This is a genomic window from Streptomyces sp. NPDC026500 (assembly GCF_055567635.1).
This window is the reverse complement of the sequence record NZ_JBVHQB010000003.1, coordinates 444,388-462,460: the sequence shown is the minus strand read 5'-3', so window position 1 is coordinate 462,460 and position 18,073 is coordinate 444,388. Positions and strand designations below refer to the sequence as shown.

General features: G+C 70.9%; 15 protein-coding genes and 1 pseudogene. 7 read left to right on the top strand and 9 right to left on the bottom strand.

Translation table 11 applies throughout. The annotated features are described in order from the left end of the window. Positions 1-378: 378 nt before the first annotated feature. Positions 379-3,081, top strand: coding sequence for an alpha-L-rhamnosidase-related protein (locus ACZ4N5_RS07850; RefSeq protein WP_467756213.1), 2,703 nt, complete (start codon positions 379-381; stop codon positions 3,079-3,081). Positions 3,082-3,341: 260 nt separating this feature from the next. On the opposite strand, the gene ACZ4N5_RS07845 is transcribed toward ACZ4N5_RS07850, so the two are convergent. Further along, complete coding sequence (locus ACZ4N5_RS07845) at positions 3,342-3,791, bottom strand: PPOX class F420-dependent oxidoreductase (RefSeq protein WP_467756212.1); 450 nt, start codon at positions 3,789-3,791, stop codon at positions 3,342-3,344. A gap of 116 nt (positions 3,792-3,907) precedes the next feature. Here ACZ4N5_RS07845 and ACZ4N5_RS07840 point away from each other — a divergent pair, with 116 nt between their 5' ends. From ACZ4N5_RS07840 to ACZ4N5_RS07830, 3 genes are all read left to right on the top strand, one after another. Beyond that, positions 3,908-4,489 (top strand): TetR/AcrR family transcriptional regulator, encoded by a 582-nt coding sequence (locus ACZ4N5_RS07840; protein WP_467756211.1) that lies wholly within the window; start codon positions 3,908-3,910, stop codon positions 4,487-4,489. A gap of 68 nt (positions 4,490-4,557) precedes the next feature. Next, entirely contained in the window at positions 4,558-5,967 is a 1,410-nt protein-coding gene (locus ACZ4N5_RS07835; RefSeq protein ID WP_467756318.1) for an MFS transporter, read from the top strand. A 30-nt stretch (positions 5,968-5,997) separates the two neighbouring features. Continuing rightward, positions 5,998-7,227 (top strand): serine hydrolase domain-containing protein, encoded by a 1,230-nt coding sequence (locus ACZ4N5_RS07830; RefSeq protein ID WP_467756210.1) that lies wholly within the window; start codon positions 5,998-6,000, stop codon positions 7,225-7,227. A 15-nt stretch (positions 7,228-7,242) separates the two neighbouring features. On the opposite strand, the gene ACZ4N5_RS07825 is transcribed toward ACZ4N5_RS07830, so the two are convergent. The 3 genes from ACZ4N5_RS07825 to ribA form a co-directional block, all read right to left on the bottom strand. Then, the gene (locus ACZ4N5_RS07825) at positions 7,243-8,478 is read right to left on the bottom strand and encodes an MFS transporter (protein WP_467756209.1); all 1,236 of its coding nucleotides are present in this window, start codon (positions 8,476-8,478) and stop codon (positions 7,243-7,245) included. Positions 8,479-8,652: 174 nt separating this feature from the next. After that, positions 8,653-9,639, bottom strand: a complete 987-nt coding sequence (locus ACZ4N5_RS07820; protein WP_467756208.1) for an ornithine cyclodeaminase family protein — start codon at positions 9,637-9,639, stop codon at positions 8,653-8,655. Continuing rightward, on the bottom strand, positions 9,636-10,343 hold the full coding sequence (gene ribA, locus ACZ4N5_RS07815; RefSeq protein WP_467756207.1) for a GTP cyclohydrolase II: 708 nt from the start codon (positions 10,341-10,343) through the stop codon (positions 9,636-9,638). The genes ACZ4N5_RS07820 and ribA overlap by 4 nt, the downstream gene beginning before the upstream one ends. Positions 10,344-10,382: 39 nt before the next feature. On the opposite strand from ribA, the gene ACZ4N5_RS07810 reads away from it, so the two are divergent. After that, complete coding sequence (locus ACZ4N5_RS07810) at positions 10,383-11,144, top strand: creatininase family protein (protein WP_467756317.1); 762 nt, start codon at positions 10,383-10,385, stop codon at positions 11,142-11,144. 140 nt (positions 11,145-11,284) lie between these two features. Here ACZ4N5_RS07810 and ACZ4N5_RS07805 read toward each other — a convergent pair. The 5 genes and pseudogenes from ACZ4N5_RS07805 to ACZ4N5_RS07785 all read right to left on the bottom strand — a co-directional run. Further along, positions 11,285-12,118: pseudogene (locus ACZ4N5_RS07805) on the bottom strand (lysylphosphatidylglycerol synthase transmembrane domain-containing protein); the annotation flags it as partial. A gap of 185 nt (positions 12,119-12,303) precedes the next feature. Next, on the bottom strand, positions 12,304-13,239 hold the full coding sequence (locus tag ACZ4N5_RS07800) for a class I SAM-dependent methyltransferase (protein WP_467756206.1): 936 nt from the start codon (positions 13,237-13,239) through the stop codon (positions 12,304-12,306). Further along, positions 13,236-14,459: a glycosyltransferase family 4 protein gene (locus ACZ4N5_RS07795; protein WP_467756205.1), complete on the bottom strand. Its 1,224-nt coding sequence runs from the start codon at positions 14,457-14,459 to the stop codon at positions 13,236-13,238. Before ACZ4N5_RS07795 ends, ACZ4N5_RS07800 begins: the two co-directional genes overlap by 4 nt. Continuing rightward, complete coding sequence (locus ACZ4N5_RS07790; protein WP_326784542.1) at positions 14,456-14,854, bottom strand: 6-pyruvoyl trahydropterin synthase family protein; 399 nt, start codon at positions 14,852-14,854, stop codon at positions 14,456-14,458. Before ACZ4N5_RS07790 ends, ACZ4N5_RS07795 begins: the two co-directional genes overlap by 4 nt. Positions 14,855-14,991: 137 nt before the next feature. Next, positions 14,992-15,972 (bottom strand): zinc-dependent alcohol dehydrogenase, encoded by a 981-nt coding sequence (locus tag ACZ4N5_RS07785; protein WP_467756204.1) that lies wholly within the window; start codon positions 15,970-15,972, stop codon positions 14,992-14,994. A gap of 108 nt (positions 15,973-16,080) precedes the next feature. Here ACZ4N5_RS07785 and ACZ4N5_RS07780 point away from each other — a divergent pair, with 108 nt between their 5' ends. Both ACZ4N5_RS07780 and ACZ4N5_RS07775 read left to right on the top strand, forming a co-directional pair. Beyond that, entirely contained in the window at positions 16,081-16,878 is a 798-nt protein-coding gene (locus tag ACZ4N5_RS07780) for a CDP-alcohol phosphatidyltransferase family protein (RefSeq protein WP_467756203.1), read from the top strand. A gap of 224 nt (positions 16,879-17,102) precedes the next feature. After that, entirely contained in the window at positions 17,103-17,984 is an 882-nt protein-coding gene (locus ACZ4N5_RS07775; RefSeq protein ID WP_467756202.1) for a DNA-3-methyladenine glycosylase 2, read from the top strand. Positions 17,985-18,073: the final 89 nt, after the last annotated feature.

Here is an 18,073-nt window from a genome sequence, read left to right as displayed (position 1 = left end):
CAGCTCACCACGCGCCCCAGCAAGCTCGTCCGGAGTCGCACGCCCTCCGCCCGGGCCTGGACGGGCCGGAAGGGGCGGGCAGCGCCGCAAACGACGGATCATCGAGGCCGAACGCTCGAGGGGCATCGGCCTGGTCCAGCAGCGCCCACCGGTCCCGAGAGCCTCCTGGGCCTGCCGGCGTGCCCGGTTGACACGACAAGACCTGCGCCATGGGTTGACGTACTTACAGCTCCTGCATAGCTTGCGTCTTGCAGAATCGAATTGAATCGTTTCAAAGCAATTCGAGCCGTCATCCACCCGCCCTGGCCTGCGCATTCCTCGGCGGAGCATCGTCGCGTCCGGACCATCAAGGGAAGCACCCGCAACCTCGGAGTACGCATGATCATTTACGGCAGAAGGCATCTACCCCGCAGACGGAGCTCGGCCGGCGCAGCCATCTCGCTGGGCCTCGCCCTCGTCCTCGCCATGCTCGCGCAGCCGATGGCACCGTCCGCCACAGCAGCGACGCCGGCTCTCGTCTCCGCGGAGCATGCACCCGACTCCAAGGCGCCCCGGGTCCCCAGTGACTGGCGGGAGTACGTCCGGACTCCGAAGCGTTCCGATGTGTGCCCAGTTTCCGTGGTCAGCACGTCAGGCGCCGTCGAAGGCGCCCGGAACCTGCTGTGCGGCGGGTCGGGCGGAGCAACGCTGACCTACGTCGACGGCGGAGAAGCACCGACCATCCTTCTCGACTACGCCCAAGAGGTAGGCGGCCTGCCCTACTTCAACGTCACCGCCAAGTCCGGGTCCCCGACCCTGAAGGCCGCGTACAGCGAGGGCCAGCAGTACATGACCCCCTCCGGTGACGGGTCGCCCCCATGGGCCGACGGGGACAGTTCTCGAACCGACACCTACCAGGTCTCCGGGCCGGGCACGATCACCAACCGCTCCGCGCAGGGAGGCGAGCGGTACCAGCAGATCACGCTCTCCACGCCTGGCCGCCTGACACTGAGCAAGGTTGGAATCAACTACATCGCCGACCGCACCCAGGCGGACGGGTACGGGGGCCACTTCCTCTCGAGTTCGGACGAGTTGAACAAGATCTGGTACGCCGGGGCTTACACCCTGCAGACCGATCTCGTTCCGGCCAACTCCCTTCCCGGGTCCTGGTCCGTCCAGGACGGCGCGTTGAATGCCGGCGGTTCGAAGATCAATGACGGCGCTGGGGTCCTGAATCGTGGAGCCTCCTGGAGCGACTACACGACGACCTTCCGGACGAAGATTCTCCACAACCAGGCCGGGTGGATGGTCCGCGCGCAGAACTCTCAGAACGGCTACTTGTTCATTCTCGATGACAGCACCGACACCGGCGGTGCCCCGAACACGCTGCAGGAGTTCAACGTCCGTGACGGGGCCTACACCAGCCTCGGCTCCGTAGCTCTGCCGTCCTCCGTGGACGAGGGGACCTGGCACACAGTGGTTACCACGGTGTCCGGAACCAGCATGACGATCTCGCTGGACGGCGGGCGGATCGACCGCCTCGACACGTCGGCTCTGCCCTCCAGCACCCTTGCCAATCCCGCTGGGACCATAGGGTTTCGTGAGTTCGGCGACGAGAAGGCGGCCTTCAAGGACCTCACTGTCGTCAGCAGTACAGGCAAGGCGCTCTACAGCACCCCTCTGACCACTCCCGCCGCCCTCGCCGACTTCACTCCACCGGGGTCCAACGCGCTGGCGTCGGTTCTCGACGGAGCCAGGCGCGACCGCGCGATCTGGAGCGGCGACATCCTGGTCGAGGGCCTCACCGACTACTACTCCGTGAACAACCCGGAGTACATCAAGCAGTCCCTGAACCTGCTGGGCAGCCGGCAGCTCTCCAGCGGGTTCGTTCCCGGCGCCCTTCACCCGGCGACCGTGCCGCACCTCGGACCGCTCATCCCGGGCGACACGACCACCTACTCGGCCACGTACTCCATGTACTTCGTCGCGGGCCTGGCAAGCTACTACCTCCACACCGGCGACAAGGATTTCATCGCCGGGCAATGGCCCGCCGTCAAGCGTGAGCTCGCCTGGAACGCGACGCGGCTCGACGGGAACGGCTTGTTCTCGACGAGAGCCGGAGTCGACGGCGCGGACTGGGACTTCTACGACGGCGACAAGGGCGGCGAGGTCTCCGCTTACAACATCCTTTACTACAAGACACTGCTCGACGGTGCGGCACTGGCGACTGCCGCAGGAGAGGCCTCACAAGCCACCGCCTACAGGGCGGATGCCGAGACGCTGAAAACGCGGATCAATGAGCGTCTCTACGACTCGAAGAGCGGCCTCTACAAAATCAGTGACACCCAGTCAGGAGTCGCGCAGGACGCCAACGCCCTGGCCGTCCTGTACGGAGTCGCGCCGTCCTCGAAGCATGAGGAGATCCTGGCCAAGCTCAAGTCGGCCCTGTGGAGCTCCCCCTACGGACCGCTTCCCTTCTCCTCCGACGCAGGCAACAGAGACCTGGTCAGCCCCTTCATCAGCGGGTTCGAACTCCAGGCACGCCTGGCGGCCGGCGACACCGCGAACGCGCAGGAGCTCTTGCACAATGTGTGGGGTCACATGATCGCTCCAGGCCCGAACGATACCGGGACCATGTGGGAGAACATCTCCGGCAGCGACGGGACACCTGGCCTGGGGTCGGGGACGAGCCTGTCCCACGGATGGTCCACGGCCCCGACATCCGCGTTGTCGAGCTACGTCCTGGGCGTTCGTCCGGACACAGCGGGATACGCCGGCTGGACAGTCCAGCCCCACCCCGGAGACCTCACCTGGACACGAGGAAGTGTTCCTACCCCGCACGGCGACATCGACGTCCGCTGGACCGCCAGGACTGGCGCCGATCGGTTCAGTCTCACCGTCCATGCCCCCAAGGCCACCAGTGGCACCATCGCGATCCCGGTCTCCGGCCAGGCCGACACCGTCGCCGTCAACGGCAGGGTGGTGTGGCGCCACGGGGCCTTCACTGCTGTGGCTGGAGTTACCGGTGGCCACTTTGAAGCCGGCTACGTCTACCTGAAGGTGAAGCAGCACGGCAGCTACAAGGTCACCTCACACCAGTAGGAGTTGGTCAGGTCGGTTGTGGTGACGCGTGCTGTCATGGCACCGGCCCCCCGGAACATCCGCGCCCTGTAGGGCATTTGGTACACCACGCACCGGGCCCGACGATCACCTTCCCCGAAACGCTCGCTTCTGCGGCACCCTTGGGGGTGAGACTCCGCGCACCCCGGCCGGATTCAGGGACGGCCGGTGTGCGCGGAGCCCTCGTCGGATGCCGTCGCAGCAGCCCGGAGACCGCGGATCGGCGGCGGCGAGCGTGCGTCTCAGCGTCCGGGAATCCCGTACGCCCGTTCCACGTGCAGCCGCAGGACCAACCGGCCGTCGCGGACCATGGCGGCACGGTATTCGTCCCAGTCGGGGTGTTCGCCGAGGACGTCCCGGTAGACCCGGATCAGCTCCTCGACCGTCTCGTCGTGCGGATCCCCGGCGACGGGGGTCAGCTCGGCCGTCCCCTCGACGACCGTGTACGCCCACCGGTCCGCGCTGGTCACGTGGTACGAGGCCCGCGGGTCCCGGCGCAGGTTGCGGGTCTTGGCGCGGTCGTCGGTGAGCGACACGCGGATGACCCCCTCGTCGGGGTAGTAGACGTGGCTGACGTTCGACAGCTGGGGCCGGCCGTCCTTCTTGAGGGTGACGAGCACCCCGCCCTTGTACTCGGAGAGCAGCTTGAGCAGTGCGTCCTGCGCAGCGTCCTGGGTCGCTTCCTCAGTCATATGAGTATCAACGCCCCGGATCCGGTACGTCATTCCGCGCCGACGGCCTCCGTGGCTCCAGCCACCTCCCCGCGGGTCCGTAGACAGTGTCTACGTCCACCTGGTAGACAGTGTCTATGAGCGAGCCGGAGACCACCGACCTGAGGACGCGCCTGATCGACGTCGGAGTCGATCTCGTGACGCGGGAGGGCGCGCAGGCACTGACATTGCGGGAGATCGCCCGCCGCGCCGGGGTCTCGCACGGTGCCCCGCGCCGCTACTTCCCGACCCATCTGGAGCTGCTGTCCGCCATCGCGCGCCGCGGCTTCACCGACCTCCGGGACCGGGCGGCGAAGGCTGCCGCCGACAGCGGGACCGACCCGCGCGCCCAGCTCACCGGCTTGGCGGAGGTCTACCTGGACTTCGCGCTGACCCAGCGCGGCATGTACGAGCTGATGTTCCGTCACGACCTGTTGGAGAGCAACCGGTTGGGGCTCCGCGAGACCAGTCTGCCGATGTTCGGGGTGCTGGTGGACCTCGTCGGCCGGGTGCGCCCGGAGGCCGACGCCCGGATCCTCGCGGGTGCCCTGTGGGCGAACCTGCACGGCATCGCCCAACTGTGGGGCTGGGGGAGCCTGAAGCTCACTACGGGCGCCGCCGACCACGTACCGCTGCTGCGCGCGGCGCTCGACGCGCACCTCGGACCGGAGGAACGGTGAACACACCCGGCACGGGCAGCACCGCCCGCCGTCCCGCCACGAGGGCCGCGCAGCATCCCGCACCCGCGATCGCGCACCGCCGGATCACCCTCGCGAGCAGCGTCGTAGGTGCCGTGATCGTCGCCCTAGACGGCACGGTCCTCACCGTCGCGCAGCCCACGCTGCAACGCGACCTGGACGCCTCGTTCGCGGAGGTCCAGTGGACCAGCACCAGCTATCTCATCGCTGTGGCGGGCCTGTTGGTCTTCGCCGGACGCCTCGGGGACCGCTACGGGCACCGACGGATCTTCGCCCTCGGCATCCTGGGCTTCGGGGCCGCGTCGGCGGGGATCGGCGTCGCACCCGGGATCGGCTGGGTGATCGCGCTGCGGGTCGCTCAGGGCGTGTTCGGTGCGCTGCTGCAACCGGCCACGCTCGGCATGCTGCGCGCCGCGTACCCGCCCGACCGGCTCGGAATGCCCATCGCGCTGCGGACGAGCGCCATCGGTCTCGCCGCGGCCGCCGGTCCGCTGGTCGGCGGCGCGCTGGTCAGCCACTTCGGATGGCGGTCCGTCTTCTTCCTCAACGTGCTGCCCGCGCTGCTGATGGGCGTTGCGGCGCTCACCGTCCGGGCGCCGGCCGACCCGGAGACCGGGCCCGTCCGCCCCGCAGCGGCCGACGGCCTCGATGTGCCGGGCGCCTGTCTGCTCACGGTGGCCCTGGTCGCCCTGGTGCACACACTGGTCGCCGTACCGGACACCGGCCGGCCGGCGGCGACCGTGGCCGGACTGGCCGTGGCGGCCGCCTCGGGCGCCGCGTTCGTGCGCCGGGAACGCCGTACCGCGAGCCCCCTGGTGCCGGCCGAGGTCCTCGGTTCGGCGACCGTCGGCGCGGCGCTCGGCATTCTGGTGGCCGCTTCCGCCGCCATGCTCGGCACGCTGTTCGTCGCGAGCTACTTCCTCCAGCGGACCCTGAATCTCGACCCGCTGGAGACCAGCCTGCGGGCCCTGCCGGGCGGCGTGATGATGGTGCTCGGCGCTCCCGTCGCCGCCGTCCTGCTGCGCAGGCTCGGCCCGCGGCGGACGACCATGGCCGGAACGCTCGTCCTCACGCTCGGTGTCCTGCTCCTGGCGCGGCTCGACGAGACGTCCACGGCCGTGCCCGTCGCAACGGGCTTCCTGCTGCTGGGAGCCGGCTTCGCGACGGTGATGGTGACCGCGACGGCGGTCGTCGTACGGCACGTGTCCGCGGCGTCGGCCGGTGTGGCGGGCGGGTTGCAGCAGGCGGCGATGAACGTCGGACCCACGCTGGGGATCGCGGTGGCGGCCACGCTGATGGCGGTGACGCCCGGCGCCGCAGTCGGTCCCCCGCTGACCGCGCTCGCGGCATTCTCCGCGGCGGGAATGCTGCTCGCCGTGAGGCTTCCGGGGCACAAGAACACCGTGAGCACCGCCCAGGGGAGTCCGGACGACGCCTCACCAGCCCGTTTGGGACGATGAAGGACACGAGCCGCAGCCCGGAGGAGAGCCATGGGACATCTGCGACAGGAAGTCGAGCCGGGAGCCGTCGGCCTCGACGCCGAGGCGCTGGAGCGCCTCGACCGGCACTTCGCCCGTCTGGTCGACGACGGCCGGCTGCCCGGCTACCTGGTCGCCGTCTCCCGGCACGGACAGGTCGCCCACCTCACCACGTACGGCCGACGCGACCGGGCCGCCGGACTCCCGGTGGAGAGCGACACGTTGTGGAGGATCTACTCCATGACCAAGCCGGTCACGTCGGTCGCCGCGCTGATGCTCCTCGAAGAGGGCCGCCTCGAACTCGACGACCGCGTCGCCGACTTCCTTCCGGCCTTCGCCGAGCCGCGGGTGTACGTCGGCGGGGCGGGGGCCGGCACGACGACGCGGCCGGCCGAGCAGCCCATTCTGATCCGCCACTTGCTGACCCACACAGCGGGCCTGACCTTCGGTTTCTACCACACGCATCCCGTCGACGAGCTCTACCGGGACGCCGGTCTGGAGTCCTCGGTGGCACCGGGCGCCGACCTGGCCGAGACCTGTGAGGTGTACGCCCAGCTGCCGCTCCAGTTCGAGCCGGGCACCCAGTGGAACTACTCGGTCGCCACCAATGTCCTCGGCCGCGTCATCGAGGTGGTGTCGGGCCGGGATCTCGACGACTTCCTCCACGAGCGGATCCTCGGCCCGCTCGGGATGACGGACGCCGGTTTCCAGGTCACGGACGAACAGGCTCTCAGGCTGGCCGAGTTGTACGGGGAGGACGACGAAGGGGAACTCACCCCGATCGCCGGGCTCCCGCTGCACGGCCGGCCCCGCTTCCTGTCCGGGAGCGGCGGGATGGTCGCCACCGCCCACGACTACCACCGCTTCATGGAGATGCTCCGCCGACGCGGTGAACTCGACGGCACCCGTCTGCTCCGCCCGGAGACCGTGGACCTGATGGCGGCCAACCACCTGCCCGGCAACGCCGACCGCCGCTCCTTCGGCAGCCCCGTCCACCAGGAACCCGGCAACGCGGGCCTCGGTTTCGGCCTGGGCGTCTCCGTCGTGGTCGACTCGGCGCTCACCCGGGCCCCTTCCAGCCAGGGCGCGTTCGGCTGGAGCGGAGTGGCCACCACGACCTTCTGGGTCGACCCCCGGCGCGACCTGACCGTGCAGTTCCTGAGCCAGCTCCGCCCGACGGCTTCCCACTCGGTCTTCCCGGAGCTCAAGCGGCTTGTGCACGAAGCGGTGACGGCCTCCTGAGCGGCGGGGGGCGGCTCAACTCGGCTGCTCGGGTGACCGGTTGATGCGGTAAACGTCCCGTACGCACAGGTTGAGCACCGTGGCGGCCACGATCACGCCCGCGCAGACCAGGAGCACGTCGCGGTCGGACCAGGCGCCCGCGGCCAGGGCGGCGAGCAGGTAGCCGAGCGGGATCGCGAGCCGCTCCCCGACATTGTTGAAGGAGGCCGCCCGCCCCAACTCGTTCTCGGGTATGTGTAGTTGGAAGGCGGTGGTCCACGCGACGATCGCGACGTCCAGGCCGATACCCGCGAGAAGTGCGGCGAACAGGACGGCGGGCAGGGGCAGTCCGAGCCCCATCGCCGTCAGCGGCAGAAAGAGCAGGGAGGCGGTGCTCACGGCGACGACGAGCAGCCGGTACGGCTTCCACCACAGGCACAGCAGCGCGCCCGCCAGCAACCCGAGCGCGAACGCTCCCTGCACCAGGCCCCAGGAGCTCGCGCCGGAGTACAGCCGCGCGGCGAGGACCGGTCCGAGCATCTGGAACCCGGCCAGCCAGGCGGCGACCACGACCATCCCGGACACCGTGTACGTCCACAGCCAGGTGCGGGAACGGAAGCCGGCCCAGCCCGTGCGCAGATCGCTCAGGGGGCTGTTGGCTGTGACGGGGGCGTCCAGGCGCAGCCCGTTCAGCAGCAGGGCCGCGATCAGGAACGTGAGGGCGTCCCAGGTCAGCGCCCATCCCGGTCCGCAGAGCGCGACGACAAGACCGCCCACCACGGGCCCGAGCACCCGTACGGCATTGGTCGGCAGCCTGACCAGCGCGTTGGCCTGTTGCAGGTGCTCCGGCGCCACCAGCTGGTTCAGCACGCCCTGACCGGCGGGCACGGTGAACGCCACGGCGACTCCCGAGAGGAAGCCGCAGGCGGCGATGGAGCCGGTCGAGGCCGTGCCGCTCAGCACGATGACGGCGAGCGCCCCTTGTGCCGCCGCCGCGATCAGGTTGCCCACCAGCAGAATGCGGCTGCGGGACATCCGGTCCGCGAGCACCCCGCCCACCAGCAGGAAGGCGACCGTCGGAACGGTGTTCACGGCCAGCACCAGGCCGAGCGATCCGGCTCCGCCGCCCTCTCCGATCACCGCGTAGGCGAGCGCGAGCGGCGCCATCGCCGATCCCGTCGCCGAGATCAGATTGGCCAGCACGAACCGCCGGAATGCGGCGCTGCGCCAGGGTGCCGTGCGGGCCGTCGGCATCTGCGCCGCCGTCTTCATGGTCCTCCCCCGCCACTTGGAGGAGGGACCCGTCCGGCCCCGTCGGGCGACCCCAAGTGCGCCGCGATCATATGGGGTTGAGCTCGGGGCGCGAGGATTCCGGCGCTACCCGTCCGGCCCGGTGGCAGGCGATGCTCGTACCCCTGACACCGCGTCCGGCCATGCGCGCGGAGGTCATGATGTGGGTCCTGGCGCCTGGGCCGCATGGAGGACGGCCCACGCCGCGGCGGCGTCCTGGACGCCGAGCCCGACGCTGTTGTAGAAGACGATGTCCTCGGGCCGCGTGCGGGCCCGCCGCCGGCCGGTGAGGACATCGCCGAGTGCGATCAGGTCCCCCCGGGCGAGCCGGCCCTCCCGCAGCGCGTCCACCACCGGTCCGGCGTGTTCGGCCGCCGTCCGTGGATCGTCGACGACCACCGCGGCGGCCCGCCGGAGCACCTCGGCGTCGACCTCGCTGCGGGTGGGCTCGAAGGATCCGACGCTGACGACCGTGCAGCCCGGGGCCAGCCAGGCGCCCCGGACGACCGGCGTGGTGCTGAGGGTGCAGACGGCGACCATCGGCAGCCCGGCCACGGCCTCCTCCGCCGAGTCGACGGCCTCGACGGCGACACCGAGCTCGGCCGCGAGGCGCTGCGCCGCCCCTGCCCGTCGGCCGGGGTGTGGGCTCCACAGCCGTACGGACCGCAGCTCGCGCACCCGGGCGACGGCCCGCGCGTGGGCGAGTGCCTGGGTGCCGGAACCGAGCAGGCCCAGTTCCGCGCTGTCGGCGCCGGCCAGCACGTCGAAGGCGACCGCGCTCGCGGCGGCCGTGCGCAGGGTCGTGACGGCGGTGCCGTCCATGACGGCGACGAGCCGCCCGGTGACCGGGTCGAGCGCGTTGATCACCGCGTGGACGGACGGCAGCCCGGCCGCCGCGTTGCCGGGATTGACGCTGCCGAACTTGGCGACCGCCCCGGTGTCCGCGGACAGGCGTGCCAGGTACGCGAACACGACGCTGTCATCGAAGCGGCCGGCGTGCATGATCTTGCCGGGCAGTTCCGCGGTGCCGTCACCGAGCGCGGTGAAGGCCGCGCGTTGCGAGGCGATCGCCGCGTCGGTGTCCAGCAGCCGTGTCACCTGCTCGCGTGAGAGGAACAGCGGGGCGAGATCGTCTTCCGTCATTCCTCAGTGACAACCGTCTTCGCCGATTCGCAAAAGATCGCTTTGGCCCACTCCTCGCTGTCCAGGTGGGGCAGGTAGTGGTCGAGGCGCTCCCGCTTGGTCAGCAGATAGCTGAGGTTGTCCTCGCACGGCGGTATCAGCAGCGGCACCTGCTCGGCGACCTTGATGCCGTGGCGCAGCAGCGACTCACGCTTGCGCGGGTTGTTCGACAGCAGCCGAACGGACCGTACGCCGAGGTCGTGCAGCATCTCCGCCGCCACCCGGTAGTCGCGGGCGTCCACCGGCAGTCCGAGGGCGAGGTTCGCCTCGACGGTGTCGAGCCCCTCCGCCTGGAGCTTCATCGCCTTCAGCTTGGCGAGCAGGCCGATGCCCCGGCCCTCGTGGCCCCGGAGGTAGACGAGGACGCCGCGGCCCTCTGCCACGATGGCGCGCAGCGAGGCCGTGAGCTGGGGGCCGCACTCGCAGTGCTGCGATCCGAAAGCGTCGCCGGTGAGGCATTCGGAATGCAGCCGGGTGAGCACGTCCCCTTCCCTGAGGGTGTCCAAGTCGCCGTAGACGAGGACGACTTGTTCCTCGCCGCGGTCGTGGTCGAGGTAGCCCACGGCATGGAAATCGCCGTACTCGGTGGGCAGTGGGGCAATCACGACTCGTTCGACACCTGTGAGGTGGGCATTCCCGCCGAGTACGCCAAAGTTATCTGTCATGATCTGGTTCCTAAGCAGAGTCGAAAGGGCCGTGAAAACATGAGTAGTTCGGGAACGCGCGCGACGGTGTCCAGGGTGCTGTCACTGGACACCACGGAGGATGTCCGCGAGCGGGGGGCCGGTGTCGCCCGCCAGGTCGCCGTCCTTCCCGTCGGCAGCCTCGAACAGCACGGTGCCTACCTGCCCCTGACGACCGACACACTCGTGGCGTGCGCCATCGCGCGAGAGATCGCGGACGCCTATCCGGTGCATCTTCTTCCTCCGGTGACGATCTCCTGCTCGCACGAGCACGCCGCCTGGCCGGGCACCGTCAGCATTTCCTCCGTGACCCTGTACGCCGTGGTCTGGGACATCGCCGCCTCGTTGCGGCGATCGGGCGTCGACACCCTGGTGGTGGTCAACGGTCACGGAGGGAATTACGTACTGGGCAATGTAGTCCAGGAATCCGCGGGCACCGGTACGCGCATGGCGCTTTTCCCGGCCATGGAGGACTGGGAAGGCGCGTGTGAACGGGCCGGTGTGCAGACGTCGTTGCTCACTGATATGCACGCGGGAGAAATCGAGACGTCCATTCTCCTGCATGCCCATCCGGAATACGTCAAAGACGGTTATGAGACCTCCGATTTCGTCGCCGACGACCGTCGGCATCTGCTCACCCTCGGCATGTCGGCCTATACCGAGTCCGGGGTCATCGGCCGTCCCTCGATGGCCGGCGCCGAGAAGGGGAAGGAACTCCTCGCCGGGCTGACCGAGGCCTTCGGAGCGTATTTCTCCCTGGTGACGTCCGAGACGCTGCACTGATCGGGCCCTCCCGCGCTCTCCTCGCGGGGGCGCCGGAGCGCGGCACCCCACCGGACGAAAAGGACCACGGCGCCGGGCAGGCTCGCCGCGAAGCTGAGCACTCCGTAGATCACCGCGACGGTGAGGCCCATGCCCGCGCCGAGGCCGGCGGCGCCGAACGCCCAGGCGGTGGCGCCCTCGCGGGGGCCCCAGCCGCCGACGTTCAGCGGCAGCCCCATGGCGAGCAGGGCGAGCAGGGCCAGCGGCATCAACCGGACGACGGACGCGGTCGATCCGGCGGCCCGTGCGGCGAGCACGAACATCGCCAGGTGACCGGCGAGCACCATGACCGACGCGAGCGTCACACCGGGCCAGCTGCGCCGGGCCAGCAGAGCACCCCGCGCCTCGACGAGCGCGCCGCGGACGGCGCCGTACCGGTCGGCGCCGGAGGGGGTGCGGCGCCTACGGACGACGCCGAAGGTCACCGCGCCGGCCACCAGGACGATCGCGAGGACCAGCGCGACCTCGCGGGACTGCTGGAGCGCCGGTGACGGCTGGGTGAGCAGTACCACCGCGCCGACGGCCACCAACACGGCTTGTCCCGCGGTTCGTTCGAGCACCACCGCACGCACGCCCCGGCCGATGTCACCGGCGCTCTGCCCGTGCCGCACGGCCCGGTGCACATCGCCGAGGACTCCGCCGGGCAGGGCGGCGTTCAGGAACAGCGCGCGGTAGTAGTCCGCGACGGCCTCGCCCAGCGGGAGCCGGATGCGCAGCTCGCGGGCGACCAGGCACCAGCGCCAGGCGCTGAACACCGTGGTGAGCAGCCCGATCCCGATGGCCGCCGCCAGTGTGGTCCCGTCGATCCGCCGCAGCCCGTCCACGAACACCCCGGTACCCAGCCGCCAGAACAGCACTCCGAGGATGAGGACGCCGGCGACGGTGCCGAGGTGCTTGCTGACACGACCGAACGCGAGCCGGGCCCGGGAGCCCATGGAGGTCTCACCGTCGGCGGTGCTCCCGGAGTCCCCGGCCGGGGACTCCGGCTCGGCGCCCGCGGGGCCCGGTGCCCGCGAGGCAGGTACACCGGACTCCGCCGGGGTGTTCAGGGGCGGGCCGTCGAGGTCCGGGGTGTCGGCCGTCGGGACGGCGGCCGCGCCCAGCGTCTCCAGGCCCGCGCTCACACCGCACCCCCGGCCGGGTGGGGCAGGGCCAGCACATCGCTGTGGTGGACGACCACCCGCAACTCGCCCGCGGCGCACGCCGCCAGGCGGGAGTCGAGATACGACTCCGCTCGTTCCGCCAGCTCGGGGCGCTGTTCCACCGCCGCGCCGACCCAACCGCGCAGCCACTCCGCGGTGAGGGCGGCCTCGTCTGCGCCGAGCCGCCAGGGGCTCGGGTTCACCCGTACGGTCGCGCCGTAGCGGGCGAACGCCTCGCAGGCGGCCGTGACGGCGTCCGGGCCGAGCAGTTCGCCGCGCCGCTGGTGGGTGTTGAACGCCTCGGCGATCTCGGCGTCCAGCGGGTCGGCCGGGGTGAGTTCGACCCGGCCGGCGACGGACAGCGTCAGCAGGGCCGGTACCCCGGCGGCTGCGCAGGCCGACGCGAGCCGGTCGATCTCCTCGGCGGTGAGCACGTCGAGCAGCGCCGACGCGGTCACCAGGGAGGCGCCGGCCAGGGCGTCCGCGGTCAGCCGGCCGATGTCACCGCGCTGGGTGGTGATGCCGACGTGGCTGCCGTCGGCCGCCACCTTGGGCGCCCCGACGGTGGCGAAGTGCAGGAGGTACGGGTCCCGGTCGTGCAGGATCCAGTGCTGGGGGCCGTCGAGCCGGGGCGCCAGCCAGCGGCCCATGGAGCCGGTGCCGCACCCGAGGTCGTGGATGACCAGGTCGCCGCCGCGTACCGGCCGGTTGGCCAGCCGGATGCGCAGCGGGTCGAGCAGGTCGGCCGCCCGCGCGGCGGCGTCGGCGGGTTCACGCAGTTGGAGCCACTGAGGCGCGTAGCGCACCTCGTCGGCGTCCGGATCCCCGACTCGCTGACCGGGCACGCCCGTCCTCACCTTCTCCTCGGGGATGCCGGAGTCCGGCCCGCCCGCGGGAGTCGTCGCGGTACTCACGCCGCCCTCCGGGGTTCCTGGGGCAGCCGGCCGAGCACGCAGGCCAGGCTGCGCGCCGTGGTCGCCCAGCCGTCGAGCGCGGCACGCCGTCCGCGGGCGGCGGCCTTCAGCCGGCGGCGCACGTCGGCCTCGCCGAACCAGCCGCGCAGCTCGGCGGCGAGCGCCGCCGGGTCCTCCGGGGGGACGAGGATGCCGGGCACGCCGCCGTCGGGGGCGCGTCCGACCGCCTCGGGCAGACCGCCGACGTCCGTGGCGAGCACGGGGATGCCCCGTGCGAGGGCCTCGGTGACGGCCATGCCGTAGGTCTCCGCGTACGAGGTGAGGACCATGAGGTCGGCGGCGGCGTAGCTGGCGTCGAGTTCGGCGCCGGCCTGCGGTCCGGCGAGGTGCAGCCGGTCGTCGAGGCCGTGCTTCGCGATCAGGGAGCGCAGGTGGTCGACGTAGGCCGGGTCCTGGCCGAGGCCGCCGACGCAGACACAGCTCCAGGGCAGGTCGGCGACGGTCGCGAGGGCTTCGACGAGCCGGTGCTGGCCCTTGCGCGGGGTCACCGCGGCGACGCACAGCAGCCGCGAGACGCCGTCGGTGCCGGAGGCGAGGGGTGCGATGTCGGCGCCGGGCGCGGCGACATGGACACGGTCGGGGGCGAGACCGTGGTGGGCGACGAGCCGGCGGACGGCCCATTCGCTCGTGGCGACGACGGCCGACACGGCCCGCAGGGTCGTACGTTCCAGGGCGTCCAGCTCGGCGGCCACGGCGGGCTCGAGTCCGGTCTCGTCGCCGAGCGGCAGATGGACGAGGACGACGAGACGCAGCCGGTCGGCCTCGGGGGCGACGATCTCGGGGACTCCGCAGGCGACGATCCCGTCGAGCAGGACGACCGTGCCGTCGGGCAGGTCGGCCAGGGTCCGGGCGAGTTCCGTACGGGCGGCGGCTCCGGGGCGGGGCCACTCTCCGGGGACGATGTGCCGGTGGACCTGCCAGCCGAAGCCGGGCAGGTCGAGGCAGAGCCGGCGGTCGTAGGCGTTGCCGCCGCTCGGCGCGGCCGGGTCGTCGACGCCGCCCGGCATGACGAAGTGCACGGAGCGCAGGGACATGGGAATGATCTCGGCGTTCTTGATGGCCGCGTTCTGCACGGGCACGTAGTTCAGGGCACCCGGTCCGGCGGTCGTGGCGGCACGGCCGGACGGTGGGGACGCCTTGTCGAGGGTCACATCGGTCACAGCGCACGCTCGTAACTCGCCCAGGCGATGTGCGACTCGTGCAGGGTGACGGTGATGCCGGCGAGGCCGTGGGCACCTGCGCCGAGGGCTCCGGCGTGCACGCGGTCGGCGAGCCGGTCGGCGATGACCTTCGCCAGGAACTCGGTCGAGGTGTTGGTGTCCTTGAAGTCCGGCTCGCTGTCGAGATTGCGATAGTTCAACTCGCTCACGACGGCGCCGAGCTCCTGCGTGGCCAGTCCGATGTCGACGACGATGTTGTCGTCGTCCAGCTCGGCGCGGCGGAAGGTGGCGTCCACCAGGAACGTCGCCCCGTGCAGGCGCTGCGCGGGTCCGAAGACCTCGCCACGGAAGCTGTGGGCGATCATCAGGTGATCGCGGACGGTGATGCTGAACAACGGACGACCCTCCAGGTGCGGTGCGTCTGATCCTCTGCCGGGATCACGTCGTGTAGTACGGCTGTCCTGTTCACCTTGTTCAGCCGCCTGTCGCCCTTTCTTCGGAGTCCGTAGAGGTCAGGCCGGTTCTCGTCGGCTCAAACGTCTTCGTAGGCGACACGGTGACACAGGGCGGGTATCGATCCGGACGCCAATTTCCCCATCACGTCGGGGAGTTCCCCGAAGGCGCACTCGCCGGTGATCAGCGCGTCGAAGGCCGGTTCGGCGAGGAGGTCCAGGGCGAGCGCCAGACGGTCGGCGTACGTCCGTCCGGCCCGGCCTGAGGGGGAAACGGAACCCACCTGGCTGCTGCGCAGGGTCAACCGGCGGGAGTGGAAGGCCTCGCCGAGCGGCAGAGAGACCCGGCGGTCGCCGTACCAGCTCAGCTCGACGACGGTCCCCTCCCGGGCGAGCAGGTCGAGGGAGCGGACGAGTCCGGCCTCGGTGGCACTGGCGTGCACGACGAGGTCGAGTTCGCCTTCGGCGTCCTCGGGGAGCGCGAAGTCGATGCCGAGCGCGCGGGCGACGGCACCGCGTGCCGGGTCGGCGTCGACGAGCTGGACCCGTACTCCGGGGAAGCGGGCAAACAGCGCGGCGACCGAGCAGCCGACCATGCCGCCGCCGACCACCGCGATTCGGTCGCCGATCAGCGGAGCGGCGTCCCACAGGGCGTTCACGGCGGTCTCGACGGTGCCGGCGAGGATGGCACGGGAGGCGGGCACGGACTCGGGTACGACCGTCACGGCGCTCACCGGGACCACGTACCGCGTCTGGTGGGGGTAGAGGCAGAAGACGGTGCGTCCGAGCAGATGCCCGGGTCCTTCCTCCACCCGGCCGACACTCAGATAGCCGTATTTCACGGGCGCGGGGAAATCCCCGTCCTGGAACGGCGCGCGCATCGAGGCGTGCTGGTTCTCCGGGACTCCCCCGCGGAACACGAGGGTCTCGGTGCCCCTGCTGACTCCGGAGTAGAGCGTGCGGACCAGCACCTCCCCCTCCGTGGGCGCGGACAGGGTGACGTCCCGGATCTCACCGTGGCCCGGCGATGCGAGCCAGAAGGCGCGAGCTGTGAGTTCCATGAGCGTCCCCCTGAACGATTCAGCAGATCTTCACGTACGGAGCAGTGACAAGTCGCGGACACGGTACGCGGCGTTGATCGAATCTGTCATTCGGCCGGAGGATCTGCGGTGGCCCTGAACAACATGTACGGCGCGAGGCTCCCCCAGCAGGAGACCATGGTGGGAGCCGGCGTGCAGCTCCTGCTGCTGGCCCTGCTGGGTACGGCGATCGGGATGGGGCCCGCGGGCTGGCTGACCGGTCTGGCCTTCGCGATCGCCACTTGGGCGGTACTCACCCGCGCCCTGCGGCGCTCACAGCCCCGCTCCTTCGGACCCGCCAATCGGGTGACACTCGGCCGCGCGATCCTGGTGGGCGGCGTCACCGCGCTGGTGGCGGACTCCTTCCAGAGCTCGCCGCCGGTGAGTCTGCTGGTCGGTCTGACGGCGGTCGCCCTGATCCTCGACGGCGTCGACGGCAAGGTCGCCCGGCGCACCGGCACGTCCTCCGCCCTGGGCGCGCGCTTCGACATGGAGGTGGACGCGTTCCTGATCCTCGTGCTGAGCGTGTACGTCGGGACGTCGCTCGGTCCGTGGGTGCTGCTGATCGGCACGATGCGGTACGCGTTCGTCGCGGCGGCCCGGATGATGCCGTGGCTGAACGGCGAGCTGCCGCCGAGCATGGCGCGCAAGACGGTGGCGGCCCTGCAGGGCGTCATCCTGCTGGTCGCGGGTGCCGACGTCCTGCCGTACGACGTGAACATGACGGCCGTGCTGACGGCCCTCGCGCTGCTCGTGTGGTCGTTCGGCCGCGACATCGGGTGGCTGTGGCGGCAGGGCGGCCGTGGGCCCGTGGAGCGGACCGTGTCGCACGAGCGGCCGCGGGAGCTGGTCGGCGCGGCTTCGGCCCCGGCGCGCTCCGAGGGCTGAATCACCCGCCCGTGCGAGTGCCTCGCCTCGCCTCGCCTCGCCTCGACGGATGACATGCAATAGCCGGCCTCGACGCCACGCGTCGTGCGGTCGTCCCGTTTTCCCCTTGCTCGCAGGTCACCCCGGATACAGAACCGTCTGAATAGTTGACGGAAATTGTCAGGTATCGCCTCCACAGTGGTGCTCACAGACACGGTGAATGTGTCCCGAGCGGGAGGTCGGACATGGCGCGGCACGTGGTCGAGTTCGAGGTGGCAGGTCCCTGGTCCCTGGAGAACAGCCGGGAGTTCTGGGAGGAGATGGCACCCGTGCCACCTGCCGAGACCGGAGGTGCGGGCGCGGCGCTGCGTACCGTCTTCCACGCCGACGCCGACTGGCACCGGGTCGCGGCGGAGGTGACACAGAGCGGGTCGACCGCTCGGGTCGCGATCACGGGGGACGGCGATCTGGACGCCGCCGCCGAGCAGGTGCGCCGCTTCCTGTCCCTGGACGTCGACGCCCGCGGCTGGCCCGGAGTCGGCGACCGCGACCCGGTGATCGGCCGGATCCAGGCCCGCCGGCCGGGACTTCGCCCGTGCGGCTTCCATTCCCCGTACGAGGCCGCCGCCTGGGCGGTGCTGACCCAGCGCACCGGGATGAACGCGGCCCGCGGCCTGCGCGGCGACCTCGTCTCCGGCTACGGCACCGGCGGCGCGTTCCCGGCGCCCGAGGCCCTGCTCCGGCTGAACGTCGAACTGCCCTGGCGCAAGACCGAATACCTGCACGCCGTCGCCCGGGCCGCTCTCGACGGAGTGCTCGACGGCACCCAACTGCGCTCCCTGGAGCCGCGGGACGCGATGCGACAGGTCCAACAGGTCAAGGGACTGGGCGCCTTCGCCGCCGAACTGGTCGTCGTCCGCGGCGCGAACCACCCCGATGTCCTGCCGACCCAGGAACGCAGGCTCGCGGCGGAGATCACCGAGCAGTACGGGCCGGAGCGCGAACCGACCGAGATCTCGGAGAACTGGCGGCCGTACCGCACCTGGGCCGCGCTCCATCTGCGGGTCCTGCGCGGCGAACGCCTCGGCGCCGAAAGGATCCGTACGAGCCGGACACCCACGGGATGACGGACGTTCCCCACCCCGGCGCGCCGAGGGAAATCGGACATCTGCCCGACATTCACGACCTGTCATGACCGGGAACGAACATCAACTGG